12 protein-coding genes are annotated in these 15,070 nt (G+C 51.9%); 1 reads left to right on the top strand and 11 read right to left on the bottom strand.

Annotated features, from left to right (window positions below):
• Positions 1-23: 23 nt before the first annotated feature.
• The 5 genes from J0X12_RS10940 to J0X12_RS10920 form a co-directional block, all read right to left on the bottom strand.
• Positions 24-749 carry an ABC transporter ATP-binding protein gene (locus tag J0X12_RS10940; RefSeq protein ID WP_207045581.1) on the bottom strand — a complete coding sequence of 242 codons (726 nt, stop codon included), beginning with the start codon at positions 747-749 and terminating at the stop codon, positions 24-26.
• On the bottom strand, positions 749-1,507 hold the full coding sequence (locus tag J0X12_RS10935; protein WP_207045889.1) for an ABC transporter ATP-binding protein: 759 nt from the start codon (positions 1,505-1,507) through the stop codon (positions 749-751). Before J0X12_RS10935 ends, J0X12_RS10940 begins: the two co-directional genes overlap by 1 nt.
• Before the next feature lie 11 nt (positions 1,508-1,518).
• On the bottom strand, positions 1,519-2,676 hold the full coding sequence (locus J0X12_RS10930; RefSeq protein WP_207045579.1) for a branched-chain amino acid ABC transporter permease: 1,158 nt from the start codon (positions 2,674-2,676) through the stop codon (positions 1,519-1,521).
• The gene (locus tag J0X12_RS10925) at positions 2,669-3,685 is read right to left on the bottom strand and encodes a branched-chain amino acid ABC transporter permease (RefSeq protein WP_207045577.1); all 1,017 of its coding nucleotides are present in this window, start codon (positions 3,683-3,685) and stop codon (positions 2,669-2,671) included. The genes J0X12_RS10930 and J0X12_RS10925 overlap by 8 nt, the downstream gene beginning before the upstream one ends.
• Before the next feature lie 110 nt (positions 3,686-3,795).
• On the bottom strand, positions 3,796-5,148 hold the full coding sequence (locus tag J0X12_RS10920) for an ABC transporter substrate-binding protein (RefSeq protein ID WP_237688102.1): 1,353 nt from the start codon (positions 5,146-5,148) through the stop codon (positions 3,796-3,798).
• A gap of 204 nt (positions 5,149-5,352) precedes the next feature.
• Between J0X12_RS10920 and J0X12_RS10915 the strand changes: the two genes are divergently transcribed.
• A complete protein-coding gene (locus J0X12_RS10915; RefSeq protein ID WP_207045575.1) occupies positions 5,353-6,969 on the top strand; it encodes a helix-turn-helix transcriptional regulator in 1,617 nt (538 codons plus the stop codon).
• 15 nt (positions 6,970-6,984) lie between these two features.
• Here the strand turns inward: J0X12_RS10915 and J0X12_RS10910 are convergent, their stop codons facing one another.
• From J0X12_RS10910 to J0X12_RS10885, 6 genes are all read right to left on the bottom strand, one after another.
• Positions 6,985-7,530 carry a hypothetical protein gene (locus J0X12_RS10910; RefSeq protein ID WP_207045573.1) on the bottom strand — a complete coding sequence of 182 codons (546 nt, stop codon included), beginning with the start codon at positions 7,528-7,530 and terminating at the stop codon, positions 6,985-6,987.
• Positions 7,531-7,674: 144 nt separating this feature from the next.
• On the bottom strand, positions 7,675-10,317 hold the full coding sequence (locus J0X12_RS10905; protein WP_207045571.1) for a VWA domain-containing protein: 2,643 nt from the start codon (positions 10,315-10,317) through the stop codon (positions 7,675-7,677).
• A 258-nt stretch (positions 10,318-10,575) separates the two neighbouring features.
• Complete coding sequence (locus tag J0X12_RS10900; protein WP_207045569.1) at positions 10,576-11,793, bottom strand: MFS transporter; 1,218 nt, start codon at positions 11,791-11,793, stop codon at positions 10,576-10,578.
• Between the two features lie 75 nt (positions 11,794-11,868).
• Positions 11,869-12,816, bottom strand: a complete 948-nt coding sequence (locus J0X12_RS10895; RefSeq protein WP_207045567.1) for a Gfo/Idh/MocA family oxidoreductase — start codon at positions 12,814-12,816, stop codon at positions 11,869-11,871.
• Positions 12,813-13,727 (bottom strand): NAD(P)-dependent oxidoreductase, encoded by a 915-nt coding sequence (locus J0X12_RS10890; RefSeq protein ID WP_207045565.1) that lies wholly within the window; start codon positions 13,725-13,727, stop codon positions 12,813-12,815. The genes J0X12_RS10895 and J0X12_RS10890 overlap by 4 nt, the downstream gene beginning before the upstream one ends.
• Positions 13,728-13,844: 117 nt before the next feature.
• Positions 13,845-15,062 carry a LysR family transcriptional regulator gene (locus J0X12_RS10885; RefSeq protein WP_207045564.1) on the bottom strand — a complete coding sequence of 406 codons (1,218 nt, stop codon included), beginning with the start codon at positions 15,060-15,062 and terminating at the stop codon, positions 13,845-13,847.
• Between the last annotated feature and the right edge of the window lie 8 nt (positions 15,063-15,070).

Raw genomic sequence — 15,070 nt, 5'->3', positions numbered from 1 at the left:
CAGAAAATACTGAATTTCCGCCGTCAAATCGCGAGATATTCATGCCGCAATTCCTGGTCTTCCAGCACTTGCTGCGCGGTGCCGCGAAAGGCAATTTGCCCCATGTCCAGGATGAGCGCCTTGTCGGCAAGCTGTAACGCCGCAACTGCATTCTGTTCAACAATAATCGTGGTAATCCCGAGGTTTTTAACTTCGAGTAGAATTTTCTCGATTTCCTGAACAATGACCGGCGCGAGGCCTTCATAGGGTTCATCAAGAAACAACAATTTCACATCACGCGCAAGCGCTCTGGCAACTGCCAGCATCTGCTGCTCTCCACCAGACATAGTAACGGCATCCTGGTTCCGTCTTTCGCCAAGACGCGGGAAATGGTCATAAATACGCTCTATTTCCCACCCTTTCGGTTCCGCTACCTGGGAAAGCAATAAATTCTCCTCCACCGTCAGCCCGCCAATAATGCGGCGGTCTTCCGGAACAAGCTGGACACCTGCTTGCGCGGCTTGATATGCCTTGAGGGGATGAATCGCCTTACCATTAAGATAGATCTCTCCGCGCTTCAAAGAGGGGCTGTCGACGCGGGCAAGCGCCCGCAATGTAGATGTTTTTCCGGCACCATTCCGCCCCAGCAACGCAACGATATCCCCCTCTTCAACGTCGAAGGAAACCCCTTGCACAATGTAGGATTCACCATAATAGGCGTGAATATCCTTTACACTGAAATATGGCATTGCTTCTGAGGTCTCAGACATTAAGTGGTCCCTCCCAAATACGCTTCCTTGACCTTCGGATCCTCACGTACACTCTGCGGATCTCCGCCTGCTATAATCTGTCCGCGCGCCAACACACTGACCTTGTCCGCAAGACTGAAGACAACATGCATGTCGTGCTCAATAATCACTTTTGTCATCCCGCGAGACTTGATCTTCTTTAACAGTTCAATGGTCTGGTTGGTGTCATGGCGTGCCATGCCTGCAGTCGGCTCGTCGAGCAGCAAAAGACGTGGCCGCAAGATAAGACACATGCCGAGCTCCAGCCTGCGCTTGTCACCCCGGCTTAAGCTTGCCGCCTCGACCATCATCATGTCCTTTAACCCGACATCTTCAAGGATATGTTCTGCCTCTTCGCGGACTTCCCCCTGCTTGCTTAGAAGTTCAGTTGCGTTCAGCCGAAAAGCCCCGTCGCGATGGGAAAGAGCCGGAATCATTACATTCTCAAGCAGCGTCATTTCCTGAAAAATCTCTGGCGTCTGAAAAACTCGGGCAACGCCAAGCTGGGCAATTTCATGCGGTTGCCTGCCGGTTAGAACCTCACCCGCAAAGGTCACTTTCCCTGTATCCGGCTTCAGCCGGCCGATACAAACATTCAGAAGCGTTGATTTTCCCGCTCCGTTGGGGCCAATGATGGCATGCGTCGTCCCTTCCTCCACATGCAGATTGACATCGGACAGAGCACTGAGGCCGCCAAAGCTTTTATTGATATTATCCAGATGAAGAACGAGATCGCCCATGATATTTCCTTTTACTCGCCAGCCTGATTTTGCGCTTCCACGGATTGTTGCTTCGCGTTTCCACCTGACCTGAAATAATTGACGACACGGCGGAATCCTTCCACGAGCCCGCCGGGCAGGAATATCACAATGACCATAAACAACAGGCCCAAAGTCAGATGCCAACCACTGCCGACAAATAGGCCCACCACCGGCACGACAAACTCGACGACGCTGTCGGGCAGGAAGGAGAAGGCCTGTGCAAGCACATTGTCATCGAAGGCAGAGAAGATATTTTCAAAATACTTGATCAAGCCTGCGCCCAGCATCGGCCCGACAAGCGTGCCGGCGCCGCCGAGAATTGTCATCAACACGACTTCACCCGAGGCAGTCCATTGCATTCTTTCAGCGCCGGCCAATGGATCCGTGACCGCAAGCAGGCTCCCCGCCAACCCGGCATACATGCCGGAGATTATGAACGCCGTCAGCATGTAGGGGCGTGTGTTCAGGCCCGTATATTTCATTCGGTTCTGGTTGGACTTGATCCCTTTCAGCATCAGGCCAAAAGGAGAGCGGAATATCCGCATGGAGATGTAAAAACAGATAATCAACAGAACGGCACAGAAATAAAAGCCGGGATAACCGCTCATCGTTTCGCCGAACAAGTCCGTGCTCGGTAGTCCCGCCGATGCCTGGCTGTCTGAGAACAGGTGATCCAGGATGCGTGGATCGGATCGGGCCAATTGCAGCCCCGTTTCCCCGTTTGTAATCGGCGTTAGTACTGAATAGGCGAGATTATAGGACATCTGGGCAAAGGCCAGCGTGAGGATTGAGAAGTAAATGCCCGATCGGCGCAGGCTTAGAAAGCCGATAACCGCCGCAAGAATTCCTGCGAACAGGACGCCAAAAATAACGGCCGGAATGACGTTCATCGTCAACAGCTTGAACGACCAGACAGCGGCATACGACCCGACACCGAGAAAAGCTGCGTGACCGAAAGAAAGATATCCGGTCAGACCGAAAAGGATATTAAAGCCAATGGCGAAAATTCCGTAAATGGCAAATTTCTGCAGCAGGTCCGGATAGTTGCCGCCAATAGGATCCAGCCAGATCGGCATCGCCAAGATGGCGGCGGCAAAAATGATCACGATAAATGTGTCATTAAGTAGCGGCTTCTTGGTATCAGTCATCCATAACTCCAGCCCGGCCCATAAGCCCACGTGGCAAGACCAGTAAGATTACAACAGCGACGAGATATAAAATGATCTGGTCGATCCCCGGAAAAATCTCCTTTACTTCATTCATAGAGGCAAAAGACTGCACAACACCCAGCAGGAAACCGGCAAACACCGCCCCCCCTAGCGACCCCATGCCGCCGACGACCACAACAACGAAGGAAAGCACCAGAAACTCCATACCAAGATGATAATCAGGCGGAAGGATTGGCGTGTACATTACGCCGGCGACACCGGCGACGACGGCGGCGATGGCAAAAACGATAGTAAAGCGACGCTCAATATTGATGCCGAGAATCCCGACGGTTTCGCGATCGCGCATCCCGGCGCGGACCACCATGCCATAGGTGGTGAACTGCAAGAACGCGAACACCGCGAAAATGACCGCACCGGAAAAGCAGAGGTAGATAAGGCGCCACCACGGATAGACGAGGTTATTGCCAAGCCCGACCCAGGAGCCAACATTCGCGCTGCCCGCCAGAATTTCAGGCGCGGGCTGCGGTATCGGGTTGGCGCCAAAATAAGCCTTGATGATTTCCTGAATAACGATTGCAAGGCCAAAGGTAACCAGAATTTGCTCTGCATGAGGACGCTTGTAGAAATGCTTGATCAGTCCCCGCTCCATGACATAGCCGACCAGCAACATGAATGGGATGGCCAGCATGATGGAAAGTGGGACGGAATAATCAATAATTATCCGACCAGTGTCGCCAAACCAGGTTTCGAGGTAAGGCTGCTCCTTGTAGGCAACGAACGCCGTAATCCCTTCATCACGAACCTTAACCGATAAAGTGACAAGCTTCTGAAAGGTAACGGCGCAAAATGCTCCAAGCATAAACAATGCGCCATGGGCAAAATTCACAATTCCCAATGTTCCGAACACCAGTGTCAAGCCAAGCGCAATCAGGGCGTAAGCCGCCCCTTTATCCAGTCCATTTAATATTTGAATAAAAATGGCATCCATGAAACCTACCCCAAACAATCCCGCAAGTTTTATTGCCGGCTAATCCATTGCAAAAGTTCGCGGGTTGGCTGCCCTCCCGACATCTGCCAACCCGCGTGCGGTAATAGAAACTACATTTTTACTTCATACGGACCAAGAGATCCGCCGAAAATGGTCCAGTCATACTCAACCTGGGCCCGCGGGGTAATATCAACCACCTTCAGGAGGTCGAATTGACTACTCGGGTTTTCGTTACCGCGCACCACAAGAACATCCTTGAAGCATTGATGATCTTCTGCACGATAAAGTGTCGGGCCGTTGCCCATGCCGTCAAAATTGAAGCCCTCAAGCTGCTTGATGACTTCCGGCGGATAGAATGTACCAGCCATCTCGCAGGCGTTTGCATAAAGCAATGTCTGGACATAGCAGGTATGGGCTGCCATTGACGGCGGTGCCCCATATTCCGCACCGAAAGACTGAACAAACGCCTGTGATCCTTCATCCTGTAAGGACCAATTCCAGTTCGTTGTTCCAAGAATACCCTTGATCGCATCGCCTGCACCTTGCGCCATCAGACGCGAAAAGAGCGGCACAACAATTTCAAAATTCTTGCCGTTGGCCTGTTTTTCACGCAAGCCGAACTGTACGGCCTGGCTCAGTGAGTTGACCATATCCTTACCGTAGTGGTTGAGGATAAGAACGTCCGCACCTGAATTGAGAACCGGCGTGATATATTGCGAGAAGTCACCAGCGCCGACAGGCGTCTTGACCGTATTGACGGTTTCCCAGCCAAGTGCTTCGGTGGAGTTCTTGATGGATTCCTCCTGTGTCCAGCCCCAGGTATAGTCCGCTGTCAAGTGATAGGCCCGGCGATCGGATCCATATTCTTTATTCAGCACCGGTGCCAGTGCGGCCCCGGACATATAGGCATTGAAGAAGTGGCGGAAACCATAGCGGCGCTTGTCTTTACCCGTGGTATCGTTGGAATGGGTCAGACCCGCCATAAAAATGATGCCCTGTTCCTGGCAGAGGGATTGCACCGCGATAGCCACACCAGAGGAAGACCCGCCGGTCACCATCAGCACGCCATCTTTCTCGATCATGCGTTTTGCCGACGCGCGTGCGGCATCAGACTTCGTCTGCGTATCGCCAGTAGAGTAGGTCACTTTTTTGCCAAGAACACCGTTACCGGTCAGCATGGATGGCTTGAATGTGTTCAGCATACCACCGTCACCTTCACCATTCAGATGCTTAACGGCCAGCATGTAGGCGCGAAGTTCATCCGCCCCTTCATCCGCATAAGGGCCTGATTGTGGTACGTTAAAGCCAAGCTTGAGTTCGCCTGAATTTTTCGGATTGTTACGGAATTCTTGCGCCCAGGCATCTTTGATAAAGAAGCTTGGAGTAGCGGCGACCAGGCCACCAACTGCGCCAGCCTTGAGAAGGCCGCGGCGCGACATGCCTGGTTTTTTGATATCGCTCATGAATTGTCTCCCATGTTCAAGTGGATCATCCCCGGCAAGATGTCTGAGTTATATTTTTCAACGCAAACCTCTCCCTGCCGTGTAAAAGTTTCACATTTTTGCCATTTTTCCCAACAAAACCTTGTAAAACATCACTTTTTTATGTAAATAATTACTAATTTAAATTGTAAATTTGTAAAATTTTGTAAACTTTCGGATATCTTGATGGCGAAATCACCTCTGCTTGGCAATCGTTTACGGAGATTGCGCAAAGAAAGAAACATAACCCAGGTAGAACTGGCCGACCGGCTTGGTATCTCTGCAAGCTATCTAAATTTGCTGGAACATAACAGGCGCAGCATTACAGTCCCGTTACTGCTGCATTTAAGCAAGATTCTGAAAGTTGACCCGCAAGTCTTCTCGCCGCAGGAAGAAGGACATCTGATTGGTGAGATTACGGACGCTCTGAAAGACCCGCTGTTTGCCGAGGATGAATTTACGGATGAGGAAATTGCGGAAATGGCAGCAGATGCGCCTGCCCTCAGTTCAGCTTTCAAGAAAGCATATGATGCGTTTAAAGCTGCGCAAACGGATTTGCAGTTACTGAGCGAGCGGCTTTCACAGGATTTTCTTTTCGCCGGCTCATCCTTTCGGTTGCGGACACTCGTGACGTCAATCATGTCGTCGACCGAAATCGTGCATGACAATGATGATCTTGGCCCGAAAGAGCGAAAAGAATTTCTCCAGATCGCCCTAAAGGACAGCGAAGCCCTCAATGATACGGTGAATGAAATGCTTGGCGTCGTCGGGGATGGCAGCTTGACCGGAAAATCCTGGGCGCCATCGCCAAATGAGGCCGTTTCCGATTTTATTCAGGCCCGGAATAACTATTTTGACCCGATAGAGCAGGCAGCGGCAGAATTTCGCGCCACCTTCAATGAACATAATCTCCTGACACCCCCCATGATGATGGAGTACCTGCAGGAGAAACATGGCATTCAGATCGAGTTTGCCTCAAGAGACAGCCACAATACTGAAGCAACTCTTTATGACGAAAAAAATCACTTACTCGTACTCTCTAAATCTCTGCCTCAATCGAGTGTCAAGTTTCATCTTGCCCTTCTGTGCGGCCAGCTCAACTTTACTCCTCTATTTGAGGACCTTGTAAACGCCCCGGAACTCCCGACAGAAGCGGCGAAGCAAAAGGGTATAGCTGCGCTCTCAAATTACTTCGCGGGCGCCTTTCTGTTTCCATATGATGTGTTTTTTAAATCGGCTGAAGACCTGCGGTATGACATTGAGTTGTTGCAACAGCAGTTCGATGGCAGCTTTGAGCAAATTTGCCATCGGTTGACGACCTTGATGAAACCCGGCAGCAGCGGTGTTCCCTTTCATCTGATCCGAAGTGATGTGGCCGGCAATATCTCTAAAAGGTTCAGTGCGTCAGGGTTGCGCATCCCGCGATATGGCAATTCCTGCCCGCGTTGGGTACTACATGCCGCATTTTTAACACCCGGCGCCCTATGCCCGCAAATTTCCGAGATGCCCGATGGCCAACGCTTCTTTTCCATCGCGCGCACCGTCACCAAGCCCAGCCTCGGGTATGCCCAGCCTAAACGGCATTACGCCATCAGTATCGGTTGCGACATTGCAGAAGCACACCGACTGATTTATGCCGATGGCCTTAACCTTGCGGCGCCAAAAACCGTTATGCCTGTCGGCATAACCTGTCGGCTTTGCGAACGATCAAACTGCGCACAACGCGCGGCGCCACCACCGCCACAAACCCGCCAGGGTACGCCGCAAAAACGCAATATCTCGCCCGGCATTGGAGATTTCTAGCCTTAATGGAAAAGCCTAGTAATTGTTGAGGGTAAGCCGCCCCTTCGCCGTCCGGCGTATGACGCCATCGCGAATAGCGGTGAAATCAAGCTCCATATTAACGCCATTCAACGTGCGTTTGTAAACCTGCATGTCATAATCACCCGTTTCGCTGATCGCCATGATATAGACAGTCAAGGTCTGCTTTTTTAACCGTGCCCAGGCTATGTTGTCACCGGCGTAGACATTTCCGCCGGTGCTGTCCTTCCAGACATTCGGACTATCTGTCTTGACGAAAGTCAAGGTGGTTTCCTTCAGGGACTCTTTGGGACTATCAGGCACCCCTTTCTGCCGCAGAAGTGTGCGCCAGGTAATACTAAAATCGCCATTTTCATCTGGTTTGATGCTGACATCGATATCCCGGCTGGTAATCGGAAAAGTGACACTGACATTACTTTCCGAAATGGCATTTCCGCGCCAATCCCCCTTGAATGCAGAAATCGAAAGATCCTTAGCGTTCACGATGATGGGCATTACCATCACGATTGCCATGACGCCGAGAAAATATTTTACTTTAGCCAATATACGCCCCCTGATTACTCGAAAAACCCCGCTCGGGTGCGGTTATACTACGGGAAGCGATTCAAGGCTTCCAGTCATTTAACCCAAGCAGCAAAAGAAAAAGGCCGCAAAAAATGCGGCCTTTTCCCTCCTGTCAGCAACGAACTAACTTTCGTCGACGACTATTTTCCCATTTGTGATATCGGAGCTGTTGAGCGACGCATTTTCCACGACAATCGAGAATCCGGCGATTTCGGAATCCGCGGCATCCGTAACCGTAATCGTTGTATCGCCCCCCGCTTCCGAGAAAACAACATGATCTGCGCGGTCTGCAGCAGCAATGCCCAATTGATCAAATAGCGCTGTCAGGTCGATGACATCCGCATCCCCGTTAGCGCCAAAATCTTCAATCACATCATTGCCGTCAACACCGGCGTTTTGATAGACAAACCGGTCATCCCCGTCCCCGCCGGAAAGCGTATCATCTCCGCCGGCACCAAGAATATAATCATTTGCGTCACCCCCGCTGATCACCTCAGACGCAGCCGTTCCGGTAAAGGCATTGTCCGGCGCAATAGTGATGGTGAGAACAGCGGAACTTGTCGATCCGTCATCATCAGAAATGGTGTAGCTGAACGCCTCCGTTTCGAAATCGGCGACATCGGATTGAACCTGATAGGCATATTCACCGGTTTCAAAATTCAATTCAAACACACCGAATTCAGTGTCAATGGCGACAACGTTTCCGTCAACAAAGACGCCAGGACCCGACGTCGACGACAAATCATACGTCACACCATTATAAGTGAACGAAACAATCGGGATATCGGCCAGTGGATCGCTTCCAAGAATGTCATTATCAAGGACATTCCCTGTCACCCAGGCATCAGCGGGCTGAAGGCTCGCGGATAGTTCTTCAGGGCTTTCCACATAGAGATACGGATCGCCTGCAGCCGGGTCGAGATTATTGTCGTCCGGGGTATTATCGATCTGGCCCAGATACGCACTATTTTCCGCATCGCCGCCGAGACCGACAGAGTAAACCTTGGCATTGTTAAGGTCATTCGTTACCCAGTCGTTAAAGCTATCTATACCTGCTTGGGTATCACCTATTGTCGGCTGCCCGTCAGAAATAAAGTAAATCGCCTGATCATACCCTGGAACAAAATCTACCGTGCGTGTGAGGTTGAGTGCATCCTCATAGTTGGTATTACCGCCACTCCAAGCATCCAGGGGATCCAAAGCATCCAAGACAGATTCCAGCGTTGTAAAAGTCCCTCCACCGATAAACCGGGCTGTTTCATCGAAATCGATCAAGGTAATCGCTGTGCCGTCCGGGTTTTGCTCAAACAATGTCGTTGCCAGATTTTTGAGCGCCGCCTCCATCAATGACAATTCATTCCAGTCCATGCTCCCGGAGGTATCAATCACAAAGACAGCATGAATGTCTGGGGCTTCCACCTTGACAAAGGGGCCATCGTCAACTGCTGTCGGACCATCATCGGCCGGAGGAACGTCATTGACTGTAACATTAACCGAAAAGGTACTGCTTGCCGTATTATTGGCTTCAGTCAGTTCACCACCGTCGGCAACTGTTGCCGCTTCGGTCGCGGTCGCCGTCACCGTCAATGTGAAATCTGCATCATCATCTGTTGGCGGTGTGATGGTTAGCGCGGCAAGGTCCCATCCTGTAACATCTGCGTCAGAGCCGTCCCCCGTAAAACTGTTCACACCATCAGACAGTGTTGCCCCTACCGGGACACCGCCGATTGACACAGCGAGTGTTTCGGATCCGTCCGTATCCTGTAGCGCCGCTGTGATTTCAGGTATCGCAATCGCCGTATTCTCGTCACCGCTGGCATCACCACCGGATATCGTGGGTGCATCAGCAACCGCATCAATCACTGCTGTACCGGTAACTTCTGACGTTCCTGTGTCACCCGTGCCATTAACAAAATTAGCAAGTACGGTAAGAACAATGTCCGCATCGCTATTTGCAGGCGGGAGTAAATACATCGCGGGCAGAACACCGCCCGCAGCCAGAACTGAATAGCTCCCGCTTGTCACGTCTACTTCATCGCCTGCCGCCGATCCACCAACGAAAAACCGCGTGCCTGCCGGAAATCCGGAAATATCTATGGATGTCAGTTCCTCGTCCGTTTCCGGCGTAAACTCTACCAACATCTGCATCGGCGTTTCGGTAGTGTCCCCAACATTCTGATTGGGCTGCCAGTCTTCATATCCCCCCGCTGCGGGAGCGGCGCCTCCAATAGGAGTGGAGAAATTCAATGTAATTATCCCGCCAGGGTCATCTGTCGGCGTCCTCGTGGAGGAGGAATCCTCATTCTCCCCGATAATTTCTTCTTCTTCTTCGCGGGAAAATGCGAGTTCTGTCGGGGCAAGTAGATCAGAAATTCCCAGCGGGTCGCCAATGCTGCCGTCTGTAAAGGGCCGGAAGTTCGCGCCGCCGCCATCGCTGTTGTCATCACCCGCCTGAGGATTTATATCCGCGACGGAAAAGCCTTGAACCAGAGGCGTAATTTCCCCGATTTCGAGGACGTCACCATTTTCCAGCTCAATGTTAGGGGGATTTTCGGTCGTGCCGAACGTCAGGAAGTCCTGAAGCAAATATGTATTTCCGCCGTCAACCGGTACGACAAGCAAGTTACCGCCGTCCTGTACGAACTGGATACTTGCCAGGGACTCAACTGGTAATTTAATCGTTTTTCCCGGAGTTGCCTCAATGATAACCTCGGCCCCTGTTGATTTTTCGGTGCCGCTACCGCTATTACCGTTAGACGTCGCCATTTTGCCCTACTCCACTCACTTTACGTTGCCGCGGCTATGCCGAATCAGCTAACCCTTTAAAAAAATAGCCAAACCAGGCCAGTCTGTCTTTAATTTTCTCAACTATGGGGGAAACCTACTACGATCCGGCGGCCTGCCACATCCCCTAAACGGGGGATAAAGCAAGAAAATTAATAAAATTTTAAATAACTCAATTCGGACTGGGAATATCCTGTTCAGACAAACGTCGGCGCTATAGTAAATTGACGTCGCCAGGCCTTATCTCGAACGAAGCGCAATTTTGGCAAGCAGCGCAGAAATAATGACGATTACGACAGAGACAATAGCAATAAATTCAATGGATAGGGACGCATCCAACGCCAAGCCCATGAATACGGGGCCAAGGGCAGAGCCAAAAACCATCACAACTGTCGCAACGGAGCGAATGGCACCGAGATGCTGTGTCCCGTATATTTCCGGCCAAAGTGAAGAAAGCACAGGATTTGTCCCGCCTGCGCCAAAGCCAAGGCAGAACATTACAACAACGGCGAAGATCTGCGTCGGAGCATAGGCAAAAATCAAAATGCCCACGGACAATGGGATCAGGATGAAGGGGACGAGCCGTCTGGCCCGAAACAAATCCACGAGAAATCCCGACGCCACACCGCCAATTAACGATGCCAACGCGAAAATCGCGAATGACAAGCTCCAGACTTCGAAACTCCATCCTTTAAGCCCAATAAAGTACACCTGATGGAAGAAGAGGCCCGTGATTATCGCCGCAGGCGCCATAGCCGTCGGCATAAGAAGATAAAATCTCTTATCACGAAGCATTTCCGCGCGAGTCCAATGCTTGGCATCTTCATCAGCGGCCCGAAGGACCGCAGCACCAGCACCGTCCTGATGACTGGTATGACGTATTAGCAAGGGCGCGACCGGCAATAGGGTAAAGGCTGCCAGGACTGCCATTGCCGGCCAGATCAGGCGCCAGTCAACAAAGCCGAGCGCCAACACAATGAGCGGCGGAAACAGAGCTTCACCCAGAGGAAAACCAAGTGCGGCAATGGCGACGGCCCGGCCACGTTCCGCTTCATACCGCCTCGCCATTGAGGTCAGCGCGATATGCGTCATCATTCCCTGGCCCATAAATCGGACAGCAATGATCCCGAAGAAAAGCGTCACCGGCCCCTGGATAAACCCGAAAGCCATTGTCGCAGCCACCATGAGGACCCCGACCTTCAGCACAAAGCTTTTGAGAGGCAACCGGTCAACAAGTGGCCCCGCTTTCCAGAGCATTGCCGCACATACAAGGGTCGCGACAGTATAGATCGTGCCAAACTCACCATTGGTGAGATCAAAATCCGCACGGATATGTCCGCCAATGACCGAAATGACATAGGTCTGGCCGGGACCGGACCAGAAAGCTAAAAGCAAGCCAAAGAGTAGGAACCGCCATTCCTGACGGACAAAAGGCAGGGTGCCTCTAAGACGCAACATAGATGAGACCGACGTTTGCAGAATGAAACGTCGGCCATTGCGTCATGTCTCGTTTGGGAAGTCAACCAAACAAACCTAGTCAATGAAGCATTTTTCGATACGATCCAGGGTTTCCATCGCTGGAAGACATTGCGCCACGGAGCTGTTGGGTTCACGCCCTTCCTGAATAGCAGAGAAGAATTCCCGGTCAATCAGTTCAATACCATTGTTGGAAATCGCGACATCCGACAGGTCAATCGGGTTTTCATAGCCGTCCACCAGATCATCATAGCGAGCAATATATGTCCCGTTGTCGCAGATATAGCGGAAGAAGGTCCCGAGAGGACCGTCGTTATTGAAGGAAAGAGACAAGGTGCACAGCGCACCGGAGGGTGCCTTCATTCCGATACTCATATCCAGGGCAATGCCAAGCTCCGGATGGTGCGGTCCTTGTAACCCATAGACCTGTGCCGCCGTGGCACCGGTTTGATACTGGAAGAGGTCGACAGTATGACAGGCGTGATGCCAGAGCAAATGATCTGTCCAGCTTCTGGGCTTTCCAAGCGCATTGGTATTAGTCCGGCGGAAAAAGTAGGTCTGCACATCAAGCTGCTGCAGGGACAATTCCCCGGCCTTGATCTTGTTATGGATCCATTGATGGCTGGGGTTAAAGCGCCTAACATGCCCCGCCATTGCGACCAGACCCGTTTCCTGCTGAACCGCAACGAGCCGTCGGGAATCCGCAAGATTGTCCGCCATGGGAATCTCGACGAGCACATGCTTTCCCGCCTGCAGACATTGAATGGCCTGGGCCGCATGCATTTGCGTCGGGGTCGATAGTATCACGCTATCCACATCATCACGTGACAGGCTTTCGGCAAGATCAAGCGTCCAATGTCCGATCCTGCGCACTTCGGCCGCCGCTTTCGTACTCTCCGCTTCCCTGCCAACGATTGAGGTCACTTGCACGCCCTCGATCTTGCTAATGGCGTCGAGGTGCTTTTGTCCAAAGGCACCGGCTGCACCGGCAACACAAACTCTCATTCTTCCGTCTCCATTTTCCCAGTGTTTTTATTGAACCGCGCAAGCAACGCATCCGCCCGCTTCTGATAGTTATCTTCACCGGCGGTCATTCCGAGATTACCTATGCGTGATTGCCAGTTGACTATTGCATGCGCCATGTCATTTGGAAGGCCCAGTTCCTCGATGGTCAACGCAACCTCTTTCATTTCTTCCGCGCGCCGTTTGCCGTGAGCTGTCATTCGCTCAAAACTGTAGCTGGCGCGATCTGTGAAGTTAAAGCCAGGATAAGTCACATCAAGGGACGCCAGCACCTCTTTATCCACCCCTGCCTGCCGACCCGCCAGAACACATTCAGCGAAGAGCGCCTCCAGTCCTTTCATCATGATACTCCGAACCATTTTCACTGAAGACGCACGCCCCACGTCTCCGTCCATCACCTTCGCACTCATTTGAAGATAGTCAAATACTGCCATTGCGGCTTTCGTATGAGGTCCGGAAATCAACAGCGGTGTTTTATGCAATTTCGGGTATACCGGAGACATGACCGCCACATCAACGTAGCGACCGCCCGCGTTTTCAATACATTTTGCCGAGCGGCGTTTCGTTCCGGGGGCGCAGGAATTGCAATCCAAAAAGAGGCTCCCCCGTTCCATATGAGGTGCTGTGGCCCGTGCGGCTGCATGCGCCTGGTCCGCAGTCACAAGGGAGAATACAACAGACGCTCCCTTCAGCGCCGTCGAAAGGCTGTCCTCTCCTCCAACCAGGTGGGTTGCATAATCTTCACGCTTTGCCGAAGCAATAGCAGTATCAGGATTCTGCGTTTTCACATCGAATGCGCGCAGAGATAATTCACCGTGTTCCCGCCACCCTTTAACAAAGGCCATGGCGGCCTCGCCAAATCCAACGAAGGCAATCTGATAGCTATCCTGCATTGTGACTATTCCGATCCTGTACTGCGCACTGACTTTTCCTACCCGTCCTGAAGGCTTTCAGGAAATTAAAAAAGTCAGCCCCCTCATTCAAATATTGAATAACCGGCCATGGATAATCTAGGCGAGACTACGTCCCACCGACCGAAGGGCCTCGACAAATTCCGCCTGCGTTTTCGTCGGATGCCAGTCTTGCCGTGTCGTTAATCCAATAGGCCGTCGGGTATTTCCAAGATCAAAAGGTATCTGCACCAGCAAGCCTTGCTCCCGCTCATGCCTAGTCTGATGGGCGGAGAGAATTGTAATCCGGTCACTTTCGAGAAGGAGGCCTCTGATCAACACAAGAGAACTGGCCTCTATCTGGCTTTCGGGGGCGGAACACTGTCGACGTGAAAAGAGTTCCTCAAACTTGATCCGCGTCGGGGATCCTTCTCGCGGTGTAATCCAGGGATAGGCGGCAAGTTCATCGATCGTGATCTTTTTCTTGTGTGTAAGAGGGTGGCCTGCGCGAACAATTAGCGCGAGTTCGTCCTCTAGCATTGTTTCTTCGACAACATCATCAATCGGTGGCGGATTGCGTAACGCACCGATCAGAATATCTATTTCACTGTATCGCAGGCCATGCAGCAGATCTTCATATCGACCATCGATAACACTGATCTTAACGCCGGGACGGGCATCCAAAATACGGTTTATAGCCGTCGGCAAAATATAGGTCCGGGCGAGCGGCATCGTGCCGATAACAATCCGTCCGCTATCGATCCCCTTGTACTCTGCAATTTCCATATACCCTTGCGTGAGTTCCGCAAAAGCAAGCTTTGCGTGGCGCGCACAGGCTTCAGCCGCGGGGGTAAGTTCAATACCCTGGCCACTTTTACGAAAGAAGGCCATTCCCGAGAGACGTTCGAGATCCCTTGCCGCACGATAGAGGGAGGGTTGAGAAATACCGACGCGCTTCGCCGCGAGACTGAAATTACCCGTATTCGCGATGGCAATCAGGGCGCGCAGCTGTACACCGGTAACCAGATGGCCGAGGTTTTCGAAGCCGTCCCCGCTTTTTACTTGCGCGATGCGGCGCGCTTCCACAATTCCAGCTTGGATAAATTCCTGTGCGCGCGTCGCCCGCACTAAAAAAAGCCTACCCGCATCGGTAATAAAAACGCCGTCTGTCCGGCGGGTAAAAAGTTCAACCCCCAACGCTAATTCAATCTTTGCAATCGCCTGTGTGATCGCTGGCTGAGAGAGAAATACCTCTTCCGACGCACGGCTGATGCTCTGATGCGCCGCCACCAGACAAAAGGCACGCAAGTGCCGGAGATTTGGTGCCATATTATCCATGTCGCTAT

Source organism: Sneathiella sedimenti (assembly GCF_017313765.1).
Taxonomy (GTDB): Bacteria; Pseudomonadota; Alphaproteobacteria; order Sneathiellales; family Sneathiellaceae; genus Sneathiella; species Sneathiella sedimenti.
This window is presented reverse-complemented; position numbering and strand designations above follow the sequence as displayed.